Source organism: Citrobacter meridianamericanus, assembly GCF_041320245.1.
In the GTDB taxonomy this organism is placed as follows: domain Bacteria; phylum Pseudomonadota; class Gammaproteobacteria; order Enterobacterales; family Enterobacteriaceae; genus Citrobacter; species Citrobacter meridianamericanus.
Genome location: NZ_CP101037.1, coordinates 259074 through 282034, shown reverse-complemented (window position 1 = coordinate 282034; position 22961 = coordinate 259074). Strand labels below are relative to the sequence as shown.

Annotated in this window: 23 protein-coding genes; 14 read left to right on the top strand and 9 right to left on the bottom strand. The window is 50.1% G+C overall.

The features are described 5' to 3' along the window. Nucleotides 1–307: 307 nt before the first annotated feature. From NMD08_RS27345 to NMD08_RS27320, 6 genes are all read right to left on the bottom strand, one after another. Nucleotides 308–883: a TerD family protein gene (locus NMD08_RS27345; protein ID WP_000301247.1), complete on the bottom strand. Its 576-nt coding sequence runs from the start codon at nucleotides 881–883 to the stop codon at nucleotides 308–310. 68 nt (nucleotides 884–951) lie between these two features. Then, nucleotides 952–1530 (bottom strand): tellurium resistance membrane protein TerD, encoded by a 579-nt coding sequence (gene terD, locus NMD08_RS27340; RefSeq protein ID WP_000116680.1) that lies wholly within the window; start codon nucleotides 1528–1530, stop codon nucleotides 952–954. A gap of 48 nt (nucleotides 1531–1578) precedes the next feature. Continuing rightward, nucleotides 1579–2619 (bottom strand): tellurium resistance membrane protein TerC, encoded by a 1041-nt coding sequence (gene terC / locus NMD08_RS27335; RefSeq protein WP_000255079.1) that lies wholly within the window; start codon nucleotides 2617–2619, stop codon nucleotides 1579–1581. Between the two features lie 22 nt (nucleotides 2620–2641). Continuing rightward, nucleotides 2642–3097 carry a tellurite resistance TerB family protein gene (locus NMD08_RS27330; protein WP_000007449.1) on the bottom strand — a complete coding sequence of 152 codons (456 nt, stop codon included), beginning with the start codon at nucleotides 3095–3097 and terminating at the stop codon, nucleotides 2642–2644. A 22-nt stretch (nucleotides 3098–3119) separates the two neighbouring features. Next, a complete protein-coding gene (locus tag NMD08_RS27325; RefSeq protein ID WP_001054786.1) occupies nucleotides 3120–4277 on the bottom strand; it encodes a TerD family protein in 1158 nt (385 codons plus the stop codon). Then, nucleotides 4277–4858: a tellurium resistance-associated protein TerZ gene (locus NMD08_RS27320; protein ID WP_000254137.1), complete on the bottom strand. Its 582-nt coding sequence runs from the start codon at nucleotides 4856–4858 to the stop codon at nucleotides 4277–4279. Before NMD08_RS27320 ends, NMD08_RS27325 begins: the two co-directional genes overlap by 1 nt. A gap of 320 nt (nucleotides 4859–5178) precedes the next feature. Here NMD08_RS27320 and NMD08_RS27315 point away from each other — a divergent pair, with 320 nt between their 5' ends. The 13 genes from NMD08_RS27315 (at nucleotide 5179) to NMD08_RS27255 (ending at nucleotide 18586) form a co-directional block, all read left to right on the top strand. Further along, nucleotides 5179–6237, top strand: coding sequence for an ATP-grasp domain-containing protein (locus NMD08_RS27315; protein ID WP_012695441.1), 1059 nt, complete (start codon nucleotides 5179–5181; stop codon nucleotides 6235–6237). 9 nt (nucleotides 6238–6246) lie between these two features. After that, nucleotides 6247–7389: a phosphoribosyltransferase domain-containing protein gene (locus NMD08_RS27310; protein WP_001280115.1), complete on the top strand. Its 1143-nt coding sequence runs from the start codon at nucleotides 6247–6249 to the stop codon at nucleotides 7387–7389. Next, nucleotides 7382–8155, top strand: coding sequence for a hypothetical protein (locus NMD08_RS27305; RefSeq protein WP_001040058.1), 774 nt, complete (start codon nucleotides 7382–7384; stop codon nucleotides 8153–8155). Before NMD08_RS27310 ends, NMD08_RS27305 begins: the two co-directional genes overlap by 8 nt. Before the next feature lies 1 nt (nucleotide 8156). Continuing rightward, on the top strand, nucleotides 8157–9236 hold the full coding sequence (locus tag NMD08_RS27300; protein ID WP_001585166.1) for a cysteine protease StiP family protein: 1080 nt from the start codon (nucleotides 8157–8159) through the stop codon (nucleotides 9234–9236). Further along, a complete protein-coding gene (locus NMD08_RS27295) occupies nucleotides 9236–10192 on the top strand; it encodes an HpcH/HpaI aldolase/citrate lyase family protein (protein WP_011152965.1) in 957 nt (318 codons plus the stop codon). Before NMD08_RS27300 ends, NMD08_RS27295 begins: the two co-directional genes overlap by 1 nt. A gap of 10 nt (nucleotides 10193–10202) precedes the next feature. Next, nucleotides 10203–11411 carry a DUF4236 domain-containing protein gene (locus NMD08_RS27290; protein ID WP_011152964.1) on the top strand — a complete coding sequence of 403 codons (1209 nt, stop codon included), beginning with the start codon at nucleotides 10203–10205 and terminating at the stop codon, nucleotides 11409–11411. A gap of 17 nt (nucleotides 11412–11428) precedes the next feature. Next, nucleotides 11429–11896, top strand: coding sequence for a tellurium resistance protein TerW (gene terW, locus NMD08_RS27285; protein WP_001176767.1), 468 nt, complete (start codon nucleotides 11429–11431; stop codon nucleotides 11894–11896). Between the two features lie 462 nt (nucleotides 11897–12358). Then, the gene (locus NMD08_RS27280; protein ID WP_001253657.1) at nucleotides 12359–12997 is read left to right on the top strand and encodes a VWA domain-containing protein; all 639 of its coding nucleotides are present in this window, start codon (nucleotides 12359–12361) and stop codon (nucleotides 12995–12997) included. Nucleotides 12998–13019: 22 nt separating this feature from the next. Beyond that, entirely contained in the window at nucleotides 13020–13661 is a 642-nt protein-coding gene (locus NMD08_RS27275) for a TerD family protein (protein WP_000116681.1), read from the top strand. Beyond that, nucleotides 13661–14299: a VWA domain-containing protein gene (locus NMD08_RS27270; RefSeq protein WP_001253658.1), complete on the top strand. Its 639-nt coding sequence runs from the start codon at nucleotides 13661–13663 to the stop codon at nucleotides 14297–14299. Before NMD08_RS27275 ends, NMD08_RS27270 begins: the two co-directional genes overlap by 1 nt. An 84-nt stretch (nucleotides 14300–14383) precedes the next feature. Further along, complete coding sequence (locus NMD08_RS27265) at nucleotides 14384–15424, top strand: TerY-C metal binding domain-containing protein (RefSeq protein WP_001253656.1); 1041 nt, start codon at nucleotides 14384–14386, stop codon at nucleotides 15422–15424. Then, a complete protein-coding gene (locus tag NMD08_RS27260; RefSeq protein ID WP_000081059.1) occupies nucleotides 15424–17061 on the top strand; it encodes a PP2C family serine/threonine-protein phosphatase in 1638 nt (545 codons plus the stop codon). Before NMD08_RS27265 ends, NMD08_RS27260 begins: the two co-directional genes overlap by 1 nt. A gap of 25 nt (nucleotides 17062–17086) precedes the next feature. After that, the gene (locus NMD08_RS27255; RefSeq protein ID WP_001284318.1) at nucleotides 17087–18586 is read left to right on the top strand and encodes a helix-hairpin-helix domain-containing protein; all 1500 of its coding nucleotides are present in this window, start codon (nucleotides 17087–17089) and stop codon (nucleotides 18584–18586) included. 165 nt (nucleotides 18587–18751) lie between these two features. On the opposite strand, the gene NMD08_RS27250 is transcribed toward NMD08_RS27255, so the two are convergent. Together NMD08_RS27250 and NMD08_RS27245 are read right to left on the bottom strand one after the other, a co-directional pair. Continuing rightward, nucleotides 18752–19834 carry a hypothetical protein gene (locus NMD08_RS27250; RefSeq protein WP_001232447.1) on the bottom strand — a complete coding sequence of 361 codons (1083 nt, stop codon included), beginning with the start codon at nucleotides 19832–19834 and terminating at the stop codon, nucleotides 18752–18754. Between the two features lie 360 nt (nucleotides 19835–20194). Beyond that, the gene (locus tag NMD08_RS27245; RefSeq protein WP_001285422.1) at nucleotides 20195–20407 is read right to left on the bottom strand and encodes an Hha/YmoA family nucleoid-associated regulatory protein; all 213 of its coding nucleotides are present in this window, start codon (nucleotides 20405–20407) and stop codon (nucleotides 20195–20197) included. 169 nt (nucleotides 20408–20576) lie between these two features. Between NMD08_RS27245 and NMD08_RS27240 the strand changes: the two genes are divergently transcribed. Then, complete coding sequence (locus tag NMD08_RS27240) at nucleotides 20577–21752, top strand: tyrosine-type recombinase/integrase (RefSeq protein ID WP_000795949.1); 1176 nt, start codon at nucleotides 20577–20579, stop codon at nucleotides 21750–21752. A 301-nt stretch (nucleotides 21753–22053) separates the two neighbouring features. Here the strand turns inward: NMD08_RS27240 and NMD08_RS27235 are convergent, their stop codons facing one another. Then, nucleotides 22054–22959 carry a hypothetical protein gene (locus NMD08_RS27235; protein WP_001198595.1) on the bottom strand — a complete coding sequence of 302 codons (906 nt, stop codon included), beginning with the start codon at nucleotides 22957–22959 and terminating at the stop codon, nucleotides 22054–22056. Nucleotides 22960–22961: the final 2 nt, after the last annotated feature.

Genomic DNA, 22961 nt, shown 5'->3' with positions numbered 1-22961 from the left:
CGTTGAAGTTTCTATACCTGTTGAATTGGAATTTCCATTGGTCGGGTATTTTATCTTCCAGAACCCGTGCCTTCATAAGTCGCAAACGTAACATATATCAGAGGGGCATGCTGTTGATATAAGGCACGGAATACAGGCTTTAACCAGCAACCAGAGAAAAATCCGTTTCCTGCCTTTAAAAGGCTCACGTCAGAATTAACATCTCTCTGCTTTCTGAGATTCCCGAACCCTTTCTGCCCCCCCCCTCCTGATAGCGGATCGCAACCAAAAAAACCCCGGCATTGCCGGGGTATGATTCAGCGTTATTTTAGATGTTAACGCCGTGCTGGGAGGCAAGAGCCGCCAGGCCACCGGCAAAGCCCTGACCGACAGCTTTAAACTTCCACTCAGCGCCATGACGATACAGTTCACCGAAGACCATAGCGGTTTCGGTTGAGGCATCTTCAGACAGATCGAAACGGGCAATTTCCGTGCCGTTGTCGTTGTTGTAAACGCGCATGAAGCTGTTGCTCACCATGCCGAAGTTTTGTTTACGCGCTTCTGCATCATAGATGGTAACGGCAAACACCAGTTTTTTGATATCTGCTGAGACTTTGGTCAGATCGATTTTGACCTGCTCATCGTCGCCGTCGCCTTCACCGGTACGGTTGTCGCCCTGGTGCTCTACCGCGCCATCAGGGCTGGTTTTGTTATTGAAGAAAATGAAATGCGCATCTGACAACACTTTACCGTCTTCGCCTACTGCGAACACGGAAGCGTCCAGGTCAAAACCCTGACCATCGGTTACACGGGCATCCCAGCCTAGGCCAACCATAGCAACATTCATGGTTGGTGCTTCTTTGGTCAGAGATACATTGCCGCCTTTTACGAGAGAAACTGCCATTTTTAGCTCCTGCAAACAGTTGAATGAGGGCTGCATTAACAGCCCCGGGTAGAAAAGTTACTTTTTGATCAGGACGCGTTAATGCCGTACTGAGCACATACAGATGCCAGACCACCAGCATAACCCTGACCTACTGCGCGGAATTTCCACTCACCATTGTGGCGATACAGCTCGCCGAACAGCATGGCAGTCTCAGTGGACGCATCTTCGGTCAGATCGTAGCGAGCAACTTCAGTCTGGTTATCGTCATTAACCAGACGAATAAACGCACCGGATACCTGACCAAAGCTCTGGCGACGAGCCTGAGCATCGTGGATGGTCACAACGAAGATGATCTTGTCAACTTCAGACGGGACGGCGTCCAGTTTAATTTTCAGCGATTCATCATCACCATCGCCCTCACCGGTGCGGTTATCGCCGGTGTGCGTTACGGAACCGTCGGATGACGTCAGGTTGTTATAGAAGATGAAATCTGAATCGCCGCGCACTTTGCCGTTTGAGGCCAGCAGGAATGCTGAAGCATCCAGGTCAAAGTCCTGACCGTCTGTTGAACGCGCATCCCAGCCAAGGCCCACCAGGACGTTTTTCATTGACGGAGCTGCTTTACTTAGGGAGACGTTCCCGCCTTTGGAAAGAGAAACACTCATAAAATAACCTCTTCGATTAGTAATTGTTCAGGTTAACACTTAAGGGGATTAACTCCCCTTTTCCTCAGATTCAGGTTTGCCCGGGAACATGACGCTTGCGAGAATGCCCAGCGCCAGTACACCCAGTACAACATACAGGCTGGTTGTTGCCGCGATGCTGTAACCATGATGCCAGATGTGATCGGTCGCATTCAGGCCGAGTTTTGCCGCGATGAAGAACAGCAGCACGATAACGGCCTTCTCCAGATGAACCAGGTACTGTTTCAGTGCCTCAAGGACAAAGTACAGAGTACGCAGGCCCAGGATAGCAAACATCATGGCACTATAGACGATAAGCGGTTCACGACTGACGGCAATGATTGCCGGTACCGAGTCAAACGCGAACATTACGTCCGAGAGTTCAACCACAGCCACACACAGGAACAGCGGGGTCGCATACAGCGCCGCTTTTTTACCACGGCCAATGGTGACATCGCTGTTTTCTGGTTTCGCCAGTTCAGCATCCACTTCCTTCTGGTTAAGCAGGAAGGCATGCCCTCTGAGCTTCGGCCAGATAGGGAAGAAGCGTTTAACCATGCGGTAAGCCAGATGCTGGGAGTAATCCTCAATTTCATCATCGTCATCACCGCTTTTAAGCATCATGACCGCTGTCCAGGCAACGATAATAGCGAAGACAACTTCAACATACGGCCCCAGACTCAGCAGGCTCGTACCGATGGCGACAAAGATGCCCCTGAAGACAATGGCACCAATGATCCCCCAGTAGAGAACACGGTGGCGATAACGATCCGGAACGGCGAACCAGGAGAAGATGGCCATCATGACGAACAGGTTATCGACCGACAGCACTTTCTCCAGCGCATAACCCGTGACAAACAGACTGGCAACCTCAGCACCGTGGTGGATATAGAGGAAACCGGCAAATGCCATCGCAACCACAACCCAGAATACGGACCAGAGCGCCGCACTCTTCAGCGAAATAGGCTTGTCATCACGGTGCATAAACAGGTCAATAAAGATGGCACCGACTGAAAGCGCAATAAAAACAATGACCGTTTCAGTCGGGAAGCCGATGTGTGTGGAAACCATATTTTACCCTTAGGGATGTGGATCAGAGGCCAAATTCAGCCGGGTCGAAGCCCAACGCGATAGCGATCTCGCGGGAGGCCAGTTTCTCGTCCTGATCGAAGTTACCGTCACTTTTCGCAACGGCAATACCAACACGTAAGGCCAGCTGAGCGGCCTCAGGCTGATCTTTCAGCGCCAGGATGTATTTCATGGTTTCGCCCTTGCCGATTTCAACATCGAAATCGAAGCTTGAAACCAGTTTATTGAAGAACTCAATCACCTCATTGGTATCGAAGACCTTCAGCTCTTCTGAAGAGCGCAGAAAGCCCATCATTTTCTGCTTTTCTTCCGAACTTACGCCGTCACTCGATACGGCAATACGGGCACATACAGCAACGGTGCCCTGCATGAATTTTTTGTTTTTGAAACGGCCAACCTGGCGGGTCAGTTCGTCACGGCCTGAGTTAATGGCACCTTTAACTTTGTCGAAAAAGCTCATACCTGTTTCCTTTGTTGCTGTGTTATTTAGAACCGGCGCTCCAGCGAAATCCCCAGCCAAATGCCCGGTCCATTTCGTCCTGGCCTTTGAAGTACTGGTTAATTCGCTCGACTTTAATTGCGCCGTTTTCGTTTACGAGTCTGGCAATGGCGCACAATGTGCGACGGTTTTCACCTTCGGTCAGGCGGGTCTCAATGGGCGGTTGATCCGGCACATGAATGGTGACCACACCATCAGTCTTGTCCCAGCTGGGAACACCTTCATAAATAAAGGCGTAAATCAGCACTTCGCGGATATGCTTCCATTCACGTCCATTGATATGCAGCCACTCGCCGTCTGATACATCACCCGTCCGGTCATCGCCCTTGAGCTGAACATACGGTTCATCGCGATAATCACCGAATGCATTACCGAGCGCCTGAATGACCGATTTATACCCGTCCTGAAGCTCAACAAAGGCCCCCAGATCCAGGTCGATTCCTTTGGAGCCGAACATGCCTGCAAAGCCTGATTTGCCGCTGCCCCGGTGCCAGTTCAGGTTGATCCGGATTTCACCGAAGTTATCCCGTTTGGTCAGGCTGATTGCAGGCTTCTCTTTTGTCAGCGATACCTTGCTCAGGCTGATTTTTGTCTCAACTGGCGGAGGGGTTACAACCGGAGGAGTCGGGGCTGCGGGAGCCGGTTCGTCGGCAATATTTACGCCGAAATGCTCTGCCAGCGGTTTAAGTCCACCGTTGAACCCCTGCGCAACGAAGCGGAATTTCCAGTCATTATTACGACGGTAAAATTCACCCAGAATTAAGGCTGCTTCCTGACGGCCGCTCAGTTCGACACTGCCGCTAACCAGGCCGGTAGCCCCTTGCTCCACGTCGATGGAAAGATTACGAAGACCGGACACCGTCTGCCCACCGTCACAGGTCACGGTGAACGCAATTTTCTGGACATCAGGTTTCAGCCGGTTGAGCGCGACAGTAAAGGTTGAGTACTGGCCTTCACTGACCAGGCTGACGGTACCATCATCGTTACGTGGCTGACCATAAAACACCATGTCCGCATCACCCTGCACCTTCCCGTCGGCATACAGGCGAAACGCCGAAGCATCCACCTGGCCGCCCGAGGTGATCCGGACCCGCAACTCCTGGGCTGGAACGGGGGCATTGCCCCCCGGCGTCAGGTTCATTAGCGAATAACCGCTGAAACGATATCGGAGTGCATATCGTCAATTGTGCGGCCGCGACAGGCATGGCCAAGGGCGGTAAAGTCCCAGTTGCCGTTATTACGGCGCAGCGAAGAAATAACGATCCCGGTATGTGAGCCCTGCTCAGTCAGCTTGTAGCGAGCCAGCTCTTTGCCGGTTTGATCGACAACGCGGCAGAACGCGTTTTCGACGTCATTGAACGACTGACCACGGAAGCTGTTTACCGTAAACGCCAGGTATTCAACGTTTGCAGGCAGTCGGGAGAGGTTGACATTAATCACCTCATCGTCACCGTCACCTTCACCGGTCAGGTTATCGCCACTGTGCACAACAGCGCCGCAGGTGGATTCCAGTTTGCGGAACCAGATGGTGTCAATTGTTTTACCGGTGCTGTCCATTAATACGCAGCCAGCATCGAGATCGATTGAGTCGTTGCCTCCAAACAATCCTCCAAGAAGACCTTTTTTCTTAACCGGATCCCAACCGAGACCGAAATGAAGCTGGCTTAATGCAGATGATTCTTTGCTGAGTGATACCGTCTGGTTCTTAACTAATGAAACCATGTTTTATTCCTTAAAATGGTAATGACCGAGACAATCAAAGGTATATTTAGTAACTGACGAAGAAAATCATATCATGATGAAGTTCTCTGACAAGGGAAATTTTGGTAGTTTTCTGTAAAAACACAAAAAGAAATCCTTTTCAGGGTGTTAATTTTCTAAGTTTAATTTAAATATCAATGTGTTATCAGGAATCCAAAAAACCTGACGCACTCCATAACCACAGGAGTTATTAATCATATTATGATTGACATGTAGCTTAGACACTCATAGACTCACTTCTCAATCATAAATTTGCATGGCGTTCCGGATAATTAAAAAAAATGAACAAGAAAATTTGGTTTATGGAAGGTTTATCCTCCCAGCGAGATATTATTCAGGGGGTAAAATCATTTGCAAAAAAAAATAATTTTGCCATTACCGTTTTTGCCTCCCACCGTAACGAAAGAAATGAAATCCTTTCCGTTGCCGACTATTCTTTGACTGAACCTGAAGATCCTCAAAAACGTCTTCAGTTTATCCAGGAAACCATTCAGTCCTACGGCATCCACCATATTCATACTGGCCGTAACAGCCAGTGGTTTGAAGAACACCGTTCAGCCATTGAATCGACCGGTGCCACCCTTACTACCGGTGCAACGGGCGTCGACTGGTTAACTCTGGCTGACGAAAAAGTTACTTTTGCTCAGTTTATGGAGCAAAAGGGTCTCCCGGTCGTACCATCCTGGCGGGTGAATACGCTGGCAGAATTAAAAACACACCTCGCGGCCCCGCCGTTCACTGACAGCCCGGTATGCGTGAAGCCGGTGACGGGTATCTATGGCATGGGATTCTGGCGCTTTGATGACAGTGCTTCGCCTATGGCCGTCTTTAATCATCCCGAACATCGTCTGGTCAGTCCGCAACAGTATATTGCAGCAGCATCAGCTGCTGAGTCGTTTAAACCCCTTGTTTTGATGCCGTACCTGCCAGGCCCGGAATTTTCCGTCGATATCCTCGCGGATAAGGGCGAAATACTCGCAGCCGTGGGACGCCGTAAGGAAGGGGTTATCCAGTATCTGGTAAACGAAGGAAGCGCCTGGGAACTGGCGTGTGACTGCGCCAGGGTTATGAAGGCCGACGGGCTGGTGAATGTTCAGACGCGAAACGATGTGAATGGCAACCCGGTGCTGCTTGAAACCAACATGCGTCCGTCAGGGGGGGTGGGTTATACCCTTCACAGCGGGGTGAACCTTCCTGGGTTATTTGCTGCCTTTAAGCTCGGTCTGATGTCTGAAGATATGGTGCGCCAGAGCGCTAAAAACACCTTTTCTCCGGTTGCGGTGAGATCCATTACGGATGTAATTGCATACCCGGAATCACTCTCTAACCTTCTGAATTAAGGCGTATTTATGTCTGATATCCTCGAAGATATGATTTATCGCCGTACCCTCTCATGCGGTACGATTCAGGTAACCCGCGACCAGGGTGAAGTTTCGCTCGATGACCTGTTTGACATCGCTGAAAGACGTAACCCGAAACGCGCCTTTCTGTTTGTCAGCAAAGTACTCGGCAGGCACATTCCCGTGCCACCCTCAGTCATGCGGCAGGCCTACAGACAGCTTGCCAGCCAGTTCCCCTCGACACTGACAGGACCCGTACTGTTTATCGGTATGGCTGAAACCGCCGTTGGGCTTGGGGCCGGTGTATTTGATGAAGTGCGCCACCAGCATCCTGAATCTGTCTATCTGACCTCTACCCGTCACCCGGTTGATGGCACGTTGCTTTGCGAGTTCAAGGAAGAACACAGCCACGCCACCGATCATCTGATCTATCTGCCAGATGATGAAGAGAAAAGACGTCGTGTTACCAACGCACGAACGCTGGTTTTGATTGATGACGAGGCAACCACCGGTAATACCTTTATTAACCTGCTTTCAGCCCTGCGTAATACCGGCAAGCTTCAACATATTGAACAGGTTATAGCCGTTACGCTTACCGACTGGAGTGGCAAAGCCTTGTCCGAGCGCAGCACCTTACCAGTCACTTCGGTTTCTCTTGTAAGCGGTAAGTGGGGATGGACCCCATTACCTGATGCACCTGTCCCGGACATGCCGAAAGTCAACGTAACTTCACGAGGAGAATGGGACATCCAGGGAAAACAGTCCTGGGGCCGACTGGGGATGCTCGCACCTGCGGCCGATCTCGGCCATGAGGTCTCCGTCCACAAGGGGGAACGTATTCTGGTTCTCGGGACCGGGGAATTCGTCTGGGAGCCGTTCCTGCTTGCTGAACGGCTCGAAGCTGCCGGAGCACAGGCATTTTATGGATCGACCACCCGCTCCCCTATCGCCGTTGGTTATGCCATTGAGTCCGCCATTTCCTTTACGGATAACTACGGGCTGGGCATCCCCAATTTTGTCTATAACGTCGCCCACCAGCAGTTTGACCGCATTCTTGTGTGTACTGAGACACCCGCAGAAAGTATTGACACGCAGCTTCTTAAAGCGCTGGCTGAGGTTGCGGCCGTCGTGGAGATTGTTACCTATGAATAAACCCGTTGTTCTGAGCGACCTTGACGACACGCTCTTTCAGACCCGTCGTAAAATGGTGGACGAGCTGGCCCTGGAGCCATTCCGTACCGGTGCCGTTGATCGCACCCTGAATCCACGAAGCTTTATGACGGAAGAACAGTCCATGTTGGTGGACTGGCTCCTGGAGCAGGCTGAACTCATACCCGTTACCGCACGGGGAACTGAAGAAATCAGCCGCGTACGGATCCCTTTCCACTCCTGGGCAATCACCACTCACGGGGCCGTCATTCTCACGCCAGAAGGCAAACCCGACGAGGAGTGGAAGGCCCATATGCTCGGCCAGCTGGCTCCCTATCAGGAAAAGCTGACATCGATGCAGCGTCTGATCACTGAAATGATGGACGCAAAAGGGATCAATGCCTGGGCAAGGCTGAACTTCGAATACGGTGAAACGGCGGTTTATATGGTGATGAAGCACCGCGACAGCACCCGCCTTGACGAGCTCAATGCCATTGCAGATGAGATAGAAACGGTGTTTCCGACCGAGGGCTTCTACATCCACCGCAACAGTAATAACGTGGCCTGGCTTCCCACCGCGGTTGAGAAAGGGCTGGCAGTCAGATGGCTTCTTGAAAAACTTCGGGCTGAACGCGGAGTCTTCCCCGTAATTGGTCTGGGCGACAGCCTGAGCGATCATCGTTTTATGAAACTGTGCAGCTGGTTTGGCATCCCGCGTCAGAGTCAGTTTGCAGATGCCATTTCACAGCGAATTTTTGGAGAAAATTAAAATGCAGCCACATGACACATTTACCGGCTCATACCAGCCCGGTGACGTGGAATTTCTGCTAAAGCCGGTAGTCATTGAGATGACGCCGGTTGAGCAAAAAGAAGAGCTGATTCAGTCAGGGAAGAAACATTATTCGGACATGCTCAGTCAGGAGCCAGCGCCAACACAATGGCATCTTGATTTGTTTCACCGGGCGCTGGATCGGGGCGCAGAGAGACTTGCAAAAGAAGTCACACAGCTCGCTATTGCTCTGGCCGAACGCTTCGGTGATGAGCCCATTGTACTGGCCAGTCTCGTCAGAGCTGGCGTGCCGCTCGGCGTTATGCTGCACCAGGCCCTGCGTGACATGGGGAAAACCTCATGGCATTACGGTATCAGCATTATCCGGGATCGTGGAATTGACGGTGCAGCCCTCGACGTCATTGAAGAGCGCCATGGTACCAGCGGTATTGTCTTTGTTGACGGATGGACAGGTAAAGGCGCAATTACCGGAGAGCTTGTACGCGCACTGAAAGATCGCCCGGGCTATCCTGAGCAGCCGCGACTGGTTGTCCTGGCCGATCCCTGTGGCTGCTCCTGGCTTGCAGCCAGTGATGATGACTGGCTCATTCCTTTTGGCATCATGGGTGCGCCGGTATCAGGCCTGATCTCCCGGTCAGTATGGTCCTCTGAAGGATTACATGGGTGCATGGTTTGCGAGCATCTCAGTGAATTCGAATGCAGCCGGATGCTTGTCGATACCGTCGCCCATTTCCGTAAGAAGTTAACCCCGTCATCCCTCGCTACCCTGAGCTGGAATATGGAGTCAGCCCGGGTCTTATGGCAGACAAGTCGCGACGTTATCGCGTTCCTGGCCGATGAATTTAAAGTGGACAGCGTCAATCGTATTAAACCCGGTATTGCTGAAGCAACCCGGGCTGTATTACGTCGGGTACCGGACCATGTATTTGTGCGTTCTATTGACGACCCGGACGTTGCCTTGCTTGTAGGGCTTGCTCGTGAAAAGGGAATAGTTGTTACAGAAATGGGGGGAACCCTCGGCCAGTATCGGGCTGTAACCATTATCAAGAAGGTACTCTGATGAAAAATCGTCTTTCTCCCTGGAATCTGGGAGCCACGCTATACATGCCTGCAACACGGGAAGATATTGCTGATGCCGTCCTGCACGGGAAAATCCCGGGTTTGCGCTCTCTGGTGATTTGCCTGGAGGATGCTGTCAGTGAAGCAGACATCCCCATCGCCCTCAAAAATCTGGAGCACCTGCTGCACGAGCTCAGTAACAGCATGCGTAGCCTGGGTAAAAATGACTGGCCTCTGGTGTTCATTCGCCCTCGGCATGCCGAAATGGGCAGATGGTTAAAAGCGCATTATGATCTTTCCGCTGTCGATGGGTTTGTGTTGCCGAAATTTACCCTCAGTTCGTTAGCTGAATGGTGGGATATCATGGGCGGGACTCACCTGTGCATGATGCCAACGCTGGAAACAGAAGACGTCTTTGACGTGGTTCAGATGCGCGAGCTGGCCACTCGCCTGGTGGAACATCCCTGCCACGACCGCATTATTGCGCTTCGAATCGGCGGCAACGATCTTATGAACGTTGTGTCGCTTCGCCGCCCCCGGGACCTGACGCTGTATGACAGCCCGATGGGCTACGTCATCAAAATGCTCGTTTCAGTCTTCGGCCCGCGTGATTTTGCCCTGACCGCGCCCGTATGTGAGCATATTGACGATCATGCCGTTATGGCCAGAGAGCTGGCTCTTGATATGGCACATGGGCTTGTTGGGAAAACGGCCATTCACCCGGGTCAGATAGAGGTCATTCAAAACGCGCTGATGGTCACTCAGGGTGAGTATTCTGACGCTCTGCGGATCCTGAACTCTACCCAGGCCGTGTTTAAGTCGCAGGGAGCAATGTGTGAACCCGCCACACATCGCCGCTGGGCGGCTGGCATTCTGGACAGAGCTCGTTTTTATGGGTTACAGAACGAGCAAAGCGCTGATGGAATCAGATTACTTACCGTGACCCAGCATCATTAAGGAAATCATAATGGGGTTCAGGTTCAGAAAGTCGATCAACATTATTCCTGGCGTTCGCCTCAACCTGAGTAACGGTGCACCGAGCCTGAGTGTCGGGCCGAGAGGTGCTTCCGTTTCTTTTGGTAGCCGGGGGACCTATGCCAATCTGGGCTTGCCCGGTACCGGGCTGAGTTACCGTACCCGGCTTGACCGGGCCGCGCGTTCCGGAGGTGGAAACCGGACGGCAACCGACCCGGGGCTCAGACAGGCGCTTGAGCAGGAAGCCGCTGAACTCATGTCAGCGGTAACCGCAATCCGTAATATTCACGAGCTGACGCCGGATCCAAAAACAGGCATCAGCTGGGCAGAGCTGGAAGCAGTATACCTGCATAACAGAACGTCGCCTTTTCAGGTTCCGGCACCGGTGCGTCCAGAAAAGCCAGACTACCTTGCATTGCCGGAAAAGCCTGCCGAGAGCGAAGGCATTAGTTTTCTGGGTAAATGGTTTGAATCGGAATCAGCTAAAGCTGAGCGCCACGCCGAAAATCTTCGCCGGTGGCAGCAGGAGCTGATTGATGTGGAGCGTGAGAATACCCTTCGACAGCACCGGTACCAGCAACAACGGACGGCCTGGGCCGAACAGTATGCAAACTGGAAGTTTGAAGCAGAAGAACATGAAAAACGGCTCGCCACGGCTCAGGCAGATGCCCGGCAGCAGTTCCGGACAGACGCCGCGTTTTTCGAATCATACCTGGCGGGTGTGCTGGCAGAAACTGAATGGCCGCGTGAAACGATTGTTGCATTTGAAGTAAAGCCGGAGCTATCAGCAGTCCTGCTGGACGTTGATTTAGCTGAGATTGAAGATTTCCCTGATAAGATTTACGGCGTTAATGCCCGGGGCACGGAGCTGACGGAAAAAGCCATGACGCAAAAAGCCGTACGCGAAAACTATGCCCGCCACGTCCATGGCTGCTTGTTCCGCCTGGTCGGTATCGTTTTACATACGCTACCTTTCGACAACGTGATTGTGTCAGGCTTTACGCAACGGGTCAGTAAGCGGACCGGCTATCTGGAGGATGAGTATATCCTGTCCTGCAAATGCACTCGCAGCCAGATGTCGTCAGTAAATTTTGCAGGCATAGAACACATTGATCCGGTTGAAGCGTTAGGCGATCACCCGGTTATTCGAAAGATGAGCAGTACCTTCATTTTTCAGCCTATTGAACCACTAACCCTTTAAGCAGGCTAAATCTTACGATGCAATTAAATACCAGACAGGCCCGGATTTTTAAGCTTGCCAACTTACTGGGCACCGGCAAGCCCGTTTCCGCTGCCGACATTATAACCAGTCTGGAATGCTCAGAGCCGACATTAACCCGGGCCCTCAAAGAGCTACGCGAGTCATATTCTGCGGAGATCAAATACAGCAAGGCAGGTCATTCCTACCATCTCGTTAATCCGGGCCAGCTGGATAAAAAGACCCTTCGCCGGATGAATGAAGCGCTCGCACAGAATGCTGAACTGAAAACCGGTGAGTCTACAGGGAAGGTCGTACTCGATAAGGATAAAAAAACAGCCGTGTCCTTATCGCTACGCATGCGGATCTTAAGAAAAATTGACCGTCTGGCTGCGCTGAGTGGCTCGACCCGAAGTGAAGCGGTAGAGAAGCTGGCTCTGCACTCCGTTGACGAACTGATAAAAGAATACAGCGCTAAAAAGTCCTGACGCTAAATCTCAGACCGGGGTGAAAACCCCGGTTTTGTCATATTTTACCTCTGTATTGGCGTGACGTAGTTTTGATCTATTCTCCTCCCGCAATGCCAGCAGCGCCTTACTGACTACAAAACCTGGTGTCTTGACATCCTCTTGTGCTACACATCAATCTTTGGGCGTTTTACACTCCATTCATGCAGATCTGTGATGTATGATGAATTTCATACATAAGACAGTTTATTTGTCCGAGTTTTTTCAGAAATCTTATATTCCAGTCCGGTCTGAATTATTTTTCTGTTGATAAGAGGCCATTCACATGTCGGTAATTCTATGGTGGTTAACTTATTTCTTTAATGCCGCTTCTGAGTATTTAATCTCCACCCGACAGATGTCGTGCCGTTTTATCAAATCAACAAACCCTGGCCTCTTCCTGAAACTACTCTCCTCTTCCGATCTCTTAAGAAGGAATTACATTTGAGACGCTTACCCGTATATCTGCTACTCGACACGTCCGGCTCTATGCACGGAGAGCCTATCGAAGCGGTTAAAAATGGCGTTCAGACGCTGCTTACCACGCTGAAACAGGATCCGTATGCACTCGAAACGGCTCACGTGTCAGTGATCACCTTTGATTCTTCAGCCCGACAGGCAGTCCCCCTGACAGACCTCCTGAGTTTCCAGATGCCAGCACTAACAGCCAGCGGCACCACGTCTCTTGGCGAAGCGCTTTCCCTCACGGCCAGCTCCATTGCCAAAGAAGTACAGAAAACGACGGCTGACACTAAAGGTGACTGGCGTCCCCTTGTATTCCTGATGACGGATGGAAGTCCGAATGATGACTGGCGTAAAGGCCTGAATGACTTTAAAGCGGCCAGAACCGGCGTTGTTGTGGCATGTGCAGCCGGGCATGATGCCGATACCAGCGTCCTCAAAGAAATCACTGAAATCGTGGTTCAGCTCGATACAGCTGACAGTTCGACGATTAAAGCTTTCTTTAAATGGGTCAGTGCGAGCATTTCGGTAGGCAGTCAGAAAGTGGAGTCCAGCAAAAAAGAAGTGATCGGTCTTGAAGACCTGCCACCGCCGCCGCCAGAAGTAAATGTGGTCTTATAATTTTATTGATTAAGGGGATATCATGTCTGTCAGTCTGAGCAAAGGCCAGGGCGTAAGCCTGAAAAAAAATGAATACGATCTCTCGTCCGTTACTATCGGCCTCGGTTGGGATATTAATGAGGAAAAGAAAGGTTTTCTCGGCGGGATCTTTGGTAAAAAAGAAGAAGAATACGACCTTGATGTGATCGCTTTCCTGTGTAATTCAGCCGGAAAGGTGACCGATCTCGGCAATGTGGAAAATGGTAAACCAACGCTTGTGAATGGCGATATCATCTTTTTCAACAGCCTTCGCCATAAGTCAGGCAATATCTGGCTGACGGGCGATAACCGAACCGGAGCCGGTGACGGTGACGATGAGCAAATTATTGTGCGCCTGAATTCCCTTGACGCTCAGTACGAGAAAATTGTGTTCATCGTTCAGATCTACAATGGTGAAAAGCTCCAGCAGCACTTTGGTAAAGTTCAGAATGCCTTCATCCGGGCAGTAGATGCCCGTAATATTGAAATGGCACGATTCGATCTTTCTGGCGGACCCGCCTTCGCCAGCCAGCGCTCCATGGTCTTTGCCGAGCTGATACGCGAGGCTACAGGCTGGAAACTCAGGGCAATTGGTGAGCCTTCAGAATCAGATTCGTTTGTCTCGCACCTGAGGAATTACATGTGATGCGCCGCCTGCCTGTTTACCTTGTTATCGACACATCCGGCTCGATGCGCGGTGAGTCAATCCATTCCGTTAACGTTGGAATTCAGGCGATGCTTAGCGCTCTTCGCCAGGATCCCTACGCCCTCGAAAGCGTTCATATCTCCATTATCACCTATGACAATGAGGCGCGTGAGTTCATTCCTCTCACGCCGCTGGAAGACTTCCAGTTTTCTGACATCGTTGTGCCAAGCGCAGGCGGGACGTTCACCGGTGCTGCCCTTGAATGTCTGATGCAGTGTGTTGAACGGGATGTACGTCGCTCAGATGGTGATACCAAAGGAGACTGGCGTCCTCTGGTATTCCTGATGACTGATGGAACCCCTTCTGATGCCCTGGCGTACGGTGAAGCGGTAAAAGCGATTCGCGGCCGGGGATTCGGATCCATCATTGCCTGCGCCGTTGGTCCTAAAGCAGGCCATGAGCACTTAAAACAGCTCACCGATAAGGTTGTGTCTCTGGAGACGCTAGATTCAACCGCGTTTGCAGGTTTCTTTAAATGGGTATCGGCCAGCGTGTCTTCCGGCAGCACAAGCGCGGGGATTAATAACGGAACTGATACCCTTCCCCCTCCTCCACCAGAAATCCAGCTGGTGCTCTGACAGACAGAAAGGTGCTGTTTCCGGGCAGCACCTTTCTGTACAGCAACGTTTTCTGCTGGCCGTACCAGCCGTACGAGGAAAATTATGAGACGCCTTCCCGTGTTTTTTGTCCTGGACTGTTCAGAGTCCATGATTGGTGAAAACCTGAAAAAAATGACTGATGGTCTGCAAATGATCGTCGGAGATTTAAGAAAGGATCCACACGCACTTGAAACAGCCTGGGTCTCGGTAATCGCATTTGCCGGTGTAGCCCGTACGATTGTACCTCTTCACGAAATTGCCTCGTTCTACCCTCCCCGCCTTCCCGTTGGCGGCGGTACGAGCCTTGGAGCTGCATTGCGTGAGCTGACCGTGCAAATTGATACCCAGGTCAGAAAAACCACTCATGAGGCTAAAGGCGACTGGAAACCCGTCGTGTATCTCCTTACCGACGGACGTCCGACTGACGACACAACCGCAGAAGTGAAGCGCTGGAAGGATCACTACGCGAGTAAAGTGAATCTCATTGCCGTTGGCCTGGGGCCGTCAGCGGACCTGAATATCCTGCGGCAACTGACAGAGAATGTCATGCTGTTCACCGAATCTCAGGAAGGGGACTTTACCCGCTTCATCAAATGGATCACGGCCTCGGTTACGGCGCACAGCCGCAGCGTCGGGGACGACAAACAACCTGAGCTCAGCCAGACTGAATACATAGTCCGGCTGGCCAAGGACGAGCCAGTAAAAGCGTACGACGAAAACTGCGTTACGCTTACCGGCCGTTGCAGCAAGACCCGTCGTCCGTACCTGATGAAGTATGAACGGCCACCAGCAAGGGTTTCCGGGCTCGATTTCAGTCTGAACCTGAACAGCTTTAATATTGCCGGATGCTATCCCATCGATGAGGACTATTTTGCGTGGTCAGATGCCACCGCTACCGGTTTGCAGGTAAATACCAGCGAACTGCATGGCGTACCGGGTTGCCCCCACTGCGGTAATGCCAGTGCGTTTGCCCTGTGCTCATGCGGAAAGTTGCTGTGTATTGACGGCCCGGATGACGTGATCTGCCCGTGGTGTGAAACAGGCCTGTCATTCAGCAATGATGGCGGAAACACTAACTTCGACGTAAACAGAGGGAGAGGTTGATGTCGCAAAATGCTTTACTTGAAGAGAAGATTATCCGCTTAGTTCTGTCTGAGCTGGGCCACCCTGTTGAAGGTGAGCGGCTTTTACTTCTATCGCAGGACCCATCCCTTACCGAAGAAATTATGCGGCTTAAAGAGCGGATTGAGAGCCTTGCACAGGGTTTATCTGCGCGGGTTAGCGAAGGTGATAACGACGCAGAGATTGCCGCCTCGTCAGCATCCAGTCTTTCCGATCAGCAACAAACGGTCGTAAGTGTTGCTGATAACCCGGGCATTGACGCTACCGATACATCAGCACTGCAACCCCTGCCAGAAAATGAGCCTCATCCTCCGTTCTGGAAGCTGATGCCTTATTACGAATTTGATAAACCAGCACAGAGGGAAGACGAAAACCTGTCTTCCCTGGTATTAAAACCCGGGCAGATACCGACAGGCCAGCAGCGGGCCAGCTTAGCTGTGCCACCTGCCGTTCCCCCGAGAGCTAAAATAACGATCCCCAACGCCCGCGCAGGCGAACGTTTCTCTTCGCCGGTTGCTATCGTTCTGGGTGAGGGCCAGCAGGCTACTGTCAGGGACGTTGTCTTTCCCCGGAACATTGGCCTGTCTTTTGACAAAGAACAGGAGTTGCTGACAGGTACTCCCACCGAAAGCGGCGATATAGAGCTTTCAGTAATCTGGTCATGCACGTCGCACGACGAATGTGAAACAAAACAGCTATTTATAATCAATCCCGATCCGAGAAGCCTGTGGAAGGTGGTAGAGCCACCAGCAGACGCTCCCTACCCTAAGTCCCATCTGGACGCTGCTGGCCTGGTCAGGGGTGATATACGTATTGCTGCCGCCAGTCGCCGGGGACGCTCTCATGAGCATGCCGGAAGCTTCAGAGATGACGACTTCTACATCAACCACTGCCAGGAAACAGGATGGTCTGTCATGCTGGTCGCAGACGGAGCCGGTAGTGCGGTAAATTCCCGGGAAGGCTCCCGGATTGCAGTCAAAACGGCTGGCGATTACCTTTTAAATCAGCTCAGTGGTGTGAAAGGCGTCCATTTAAAGCAGCACATCACGGCGTGGGAAGGGAGCGATCAGCAGGCAACAATAAACGCCATGCTTCATCATTTTAAACAGGCAGCTACGCTCGCGGTCAACAGTATCCAGAACGAAGCCATTTGTGCAGAACAACCTGTGAAATCCTATTCAACAACCCTTCTGGCAACTGTAGCGCTACGAACTGATAACGAGCTGTTTGCGGCTGCATTCTGGCTTGGTGATGGTGCGATAGGTGCATACAGCCCTTCCGGTAAAGTCAGGATACTGGGAAATCCCGATAGCGGAGAATACGCAGGACAAACCCGTTTCCTTGACCAGAGCATTATCGCAGACCCCTCGTTTAGCGGCCGCATCAGCGTGGGTAAATGGAATGATGTATCTCACTTGATCCTCATGACAGACGGCGTCTCAGACCCTCTGTTTGAGACGGATAATGGGCTTCGCAGTGACGAAAAATGGACCCGTCTCGTTGATGAGCTCAACCCTGTCCTTACAGACGCCAGTATTGCGCCTGAGAGGTTAGGCGACTGGCTTAACTTTTTCTCCACAGGGAACCATGATGACCGCACTATTGCGGTGTTGTGGTAAGGGATACGCTTTTTCGGTGATCAATATGGCAAATATCGTTACGTGCAAAACAAAGGACGGCGAAACAGTCCAGTATGTTGACGAGGTAATTGGTTCGGGCTCGATGAAGGATGTTTACTTTTCGCCTGATAAATCATACGTCGTCGCTTTTTATCATAAACCGCAGAACGAGCAGGCCCGGGATCGGATTGATATGATCACCGGACGCTACAGGCAAAACATTTTTGGCCAGTCCGGAGGTGAATACTGGAAGGACCTGTTTTGCTGGCCGACCCATGTTGTTGAGCATGGGCATAAAATCGGCATCGTGGTTCCAACCTACAAAAGCTACTTTTTCTTTAAATACGGCTCTAAAAACGATGATTTTCTTGGCATAAAAGGTCGTGAAAAGGAAGGCAAATGGTTTGCCAGCGCCAGCAACCAGAACAAATTTCTCGACCCACGTGAACGAGGCAATACGCTTACCTATCTCAAGGTCTGTCTGCTGCTGACAAGAGCCGTCAGAAGGATGCATGCGGCAGGTCTCTGTCACAGCGATCTAAGCTATAAAAACGTGCTTATCGATCCAGAAATGGGACATGCCTGCATCATTGACGTAGACGGCCTGGTTGTCCCTGGAAAGTATCCTCCCGACGTGGTGGGCACCCCGGATTTTATCGCTCCGGAAGTGGTGAAAACCAGTCATCTTTCCAAAGAGGATCCGAACCGCGTATTGCCAAGCATTACTACTGACCGTCATGCGCTGTCGGTGCTTATCTACATGTATCTGTTCTTCCGTCATCCGCTACGTGGCGGAAAAATACATGACATGTCGGATGAAGTACGTGATGAGACCTTATCTATGGGTGAGAAGGCACTCTTCATTGAACATCCGACAGACAAAAGCAATGCAGTCAAAGTCAGTCAGCTATCGTCCTTTTCACTGCCCTGGGCTGACCCGGAGAAAATTCCTTACACCATCATGGGCCCTTATCTGACACCTTTGTTTGAGCGCGCCTTTATAGATGGCTTACACGATGCCACTAAACGCCCGACCGCCGATGAGTGGGAAAGCGCCCTGGTTAAAACAGTCGATCTGATACAGCCCTGCCAGAACAAGGCGTGTGAACAGAAATGGTACGTTTTCTCGGGTAAGACAAAGCCGGTTTGTCCCTACTGCGGTACGCCATACAAGGGTAAATTACCGGTTCTAAATTTATATTCTTCCCGAAAGGAAGGCAGTTATCGTCCTGACGACCACCGGTTGATGGTGTGGAGCGGGCAGTCAATCTATGCGTGGCATGTGAATCGCCTCATTGCGCCAAATGAGCGTACAACCGATTTGCAAAGGAAACGAGTTGGGTATTTTGTTTTCCATAACGATCAGTGGTGGTTAGTAAATGAAGGCATAAATGGGCTTATGTCATTACCGGATAAACGACAGATTGCCATTGGGGAAAAAATTGAACTGACGAATAACGCTCAGTTTGTTCTGTCAAAGGAGGAAGGCGGCAGGCTGGTCGTCGTTCAGTTAGTAGAAAACTAACGGACGCCCATAACGACTAAAACGTTCTGGCAGCATACTGAACCTGTTTAATGAATCACTATATTAAGCTGTGTCAAATTTAAGCTGCCAGAAAAACTGACTGTCTGTGCCGGATATGCGGTACACCTCCTGCGGCAAGGGTTTAATGCGCAAAGCCCAATTTATTTATAAGAGTGAATAGTTTTGTGGCTCTACCCTGCCGCTCTCCTTTCCTGTGTCATGGTTTTTAACATCTGAAATACTGACATTGTTAAGCCGGTGATTGTATAAGGCGATGCGGACAATCTCATGAAGATATTCAAGTTCGTTTTGTGTCAAGGACTGGCCTTCCTGGGTTTTTGAAATCATTTCCTGCCAGCAGATCAGTCTTTCGTAACTGACATGTTCGCTGTTTTCCAGGCAGTGCAACCTGAAATAGCGAAGGAACAAAGGAAATTCATCGGTCTGAGCGATGTCATAAGCCCGAACCGTTAACCTACACAGACATACAATCGTATCCTGCTGTAACCTGACTAACGCGTTATGACTGCCCGGAAGGATATCAGGCAATTTCATCTTACAGTCAGCAAGGCGCTGAAGAAGAGGCCCTTCCTCTGAAGGCTCCCGTCCCCGATACTCCTGAAGAGGTTCAGATTCAAGTTCATGCATTAATGGATGATATAGCCATTCCCGGGAACTGGTCTCATCAATGATCAGGCTTTCAATGCACTCACTGTATGTTGTTTTACGTCGCCCGAGCTGCACCTGACTGATTTCATATTCAATATCTGGAAGATCGATACGCAATGCGGCAACTCTTTCGGAAGGATGAAGGTGGTCAAAGGTTAACTTCGCAGAAATGCTACGATCCCTGTCCAGAAAGACGGCCACACATAAATCATTAACCTTTACGAACAGATCAGCTGTGCCTCCGAACATACTGCCGCTTCCAATAACCTCATTCAGTGAAACCGGCCCACCATCGTCGCCAGCGAGAAGATTTGGGAAACCAAGAACCTGGTGCTCGTTGATGACTTCAATAATTTTTCCCCGGATGGCTTCCATCAGACCATCACAGTCACCGGCTACAGCAGTACTGTGTGAGAAATGCCAAAGCTTGACCTCCCCCTGCTTTGCTAACAGATCAGTTTTGCAAGCGGGGCAGATGCAGTTACAGTCGATACCCCGGCTGACCTCTGTAATATCTAAAAAGAGTCCTGATTCTCTCTGGAGTCCAAATGGAATACCAAATGTGTAACTCTTACGCATGGCTGCACCCCGTTTTTGATAATTATTCAAACTATATCCGAAATAACGGAGGAGGATTTCTGTAAAACGAATTAAAAGAAATGATTTTTTAGTTTTCCAGATTAATGTTTGACAAGAATCAAATGAGAGCCTTACAAATATGGAGAGAGAAGTTTAGGTAAAGTAACTTTTATCACAACTTCTAAAATTAAGGAGAATATCGGATGTATTTAGCAGTGGGCTTGGCTTATGATTAAAGTCTTTCTCCGAACTTAATAAGAAAGTTAAAAAGACAGGCTATTACAGTGCCTTTAGCCCCGAAAGGGGCATAAACTATTTTCAAATCCAGACACAGTCTTTTTGTTGTGCCAATATCAATAATTACTCGCGAACAAAGGTCCACACACTCGCAGGAACTTTGTCATATAACTTTTTCATTGTCAGTTCAGCTTTACGATGATCATAAGCACCAGAAATTTCAAGAGAGGCGACACCCGAGTTTTTTTCACATAACCTTTCAAATACTTTTTCGAGCGTTTCGAACGAACTACACTTACGGAATTTCATTAAATAAGACTGCTTTGTGTCAGACATAATCAACCTTCTTTAGACAGGCCTCAACTGGCCAGGGATAATCTTAATATCATTTTTCACTTAAGCCTAACGATTTCACAACCTTTTTCGTTGTTTCCACCCTGTTCATAACCAGGTACATGAGTGCTAAAATGACTGTAAATAAAACCAGTGTATCCCGGTGAGCAGGATGAAGAATCAATCAGTGATCAGACAGTTTTCGGAAAGCGAATTGCATCAGCAGCTGGAAACGTTCGGCAACCATGATAAACAGCTTTCACGCTTGATCCGTTACTTTTCCCATCTGAGATACAACACAGCTAAAACCTATCTGCACTGGCTACGAGTATGGAACGAATGGTATCAGGCGAATGCCCGGTTGCATACAGACTGGCCAGTAAGTTCGCTCCCCGTGTCTGAGGAAGCTCTGCTGGCGTTTATGGGGCATCTTGAAGGCAAATTGTCACGAAGCAGCATAAACAGCTGTCTTCAGGCCTTAAACAGTATCCATAAAAAAGGGCTTAACCTGCCCGGGATTATTACGTCTGAAGCATGGTACATGCTGGAAGCCTTAAAACAATCGGAAGCCCGGAAGCGAAAGACGACTAAACAGGCAACTCCCTTTCTTATTGGCGATCTCAAGGCTCTGATAAAGTTACGCAGTACTACAAACTCAGTTCGTAAGCTTCGTGACCTGTGCCTGATCTGGACAGGCTTTGAAACACTGCTCCGTTCATCCGAAATTCGCCGTATACGTCTGAAAGATCTGTCTCTGGATAGTATGACCGGTGAATTTAACCTGACGGTATACCGTACAAAAACGAACATCAGTACACTTCTTACCTACCGGCTGACACGTCAGTTAACTAACTGCCTCTTGAGATTGATGAACCTTGTGAAAATGGATCAGCACAGTCATCCGGATGAATACCTTTTCCAGGCCGTAAATTTCCATGATACAGGCTATATGCCACCCGGCTGGAAGCTTCGGAGTAAAGGGAATGAGCTATCTGAGCTTCTTAAACGGCATAACCTGCCCTACCGTGCTAAACAAAGTCTTCTGAACGATGAAGATGAGGAAGACACTGTGGACGATGCCGGTATGCTCAGCAAAAATTCCCTTTTACGGGCATTTAAAGAAATGTGGAATGAGCTTTATCCAAATGAGACTAAAACCCGTTACTGGACAGGGCACAGCGTTCGTGTAGGCGGTGCGATACAGCTGGATATTGAAGGTTACTCGCTACCACAGATTATGGAAATGGGGAACTGGTCGAATGAAGAAATGGTTATGCGCTACATTCGCAATATTGAAGCTGGTAAAAAAGCCATGATCAAGCTTATGCGAAATGCCTTTGATGAATAGCGCCCTCACGGGCGCATAACTTTATTTTTTCTTGAACGGGTTAAGTCTGGTGAGATTAGAGAGTGCCCCTCCCGGAGGCAAAATTCCCGTCCTTTTATATTTGTACACGCCATTTAATTTCATTGTCTGGATTCCAAGATTAATAAGCGTGACAAGTTTAAGGGTATACAGGAGTGTAAATTGGGGAGCAACCTGAATAAAAACTAATAACAAGCCTGCACACATTACACGTAGCCATGCCGCGTACTCCATGCTCAGCGGACGCTTGAAATAGAATCTTTCGAGCAAATCAACTGTCTTATTACTGATCCACGCCGCCGCCACTGAGAGTAACAACACGATGCACACCATAATGCCCAGTTCCATTTTCACTCCCTTCTCTTTTAGTCTGTTTAAGTTGAGGCTTAGCCACAGTAGTTTTGTTTTTTGCTTTTTTCTTAGGTTTGGTATGGTGAAACAGAAAACAATCCACCATTACCCAACCATTTTTATATCGAGCCACCAGCATCTTCTGGCTGGGGTAATGAGCATGAAACAGCATTTTCACGTCCATGGTGCCCATCAACGACTGTTTGCGCTTTAGCTCATCCTCAGCCATCTGAAATTCTTGTAAGAATTCTGAAGACAGACGCTGACGCAGAATTCTTATGGCACTGGAGTTTTCATCATTCTTTGCCAGGTGCCCGAAGCGTACAAGTGCCTTGTGGGTTATCTGGATGGGTCCCAGATGAGAGCTGAGCTGTTCGTACTGCCAGAAGTAGGTCAAATCCACCTTAACCCAGCTGATGCTGTCCAGCAGAGCCTCGTTCATGATGGTTCCGGACATAGGTACCATTGTCAGCCTGGCCAGACGCATATGTATGTAGTCCGTAAGCAACCTCAGCGACTCAGGAACGTTTTTATTGAGTAGGAGATGCTGAAGCACCGGGGTTGCGGTCTGCCAACACAGATTGCGCCCGTCAGGCAGGAAAGCAAACTTTTGATCGTCAGGCGCAGAGTTCGAAGCGTTTTCCTTACGAAGCAAAAAATAATGGCCGCACAGCAGCTCTGCTCTTACCTGGTCCTCGTCAGGGTCATGTCGGGCTTTACTTAGATCAACGGTTAGCACAACGCGGTTAATCGCATCAGCGTGATATTTTTTTACCCAGACGCAGACACGATAGAGACGCTCATCGATTTTCTGGCTGGCTGTGGAAATCCATTGCATTG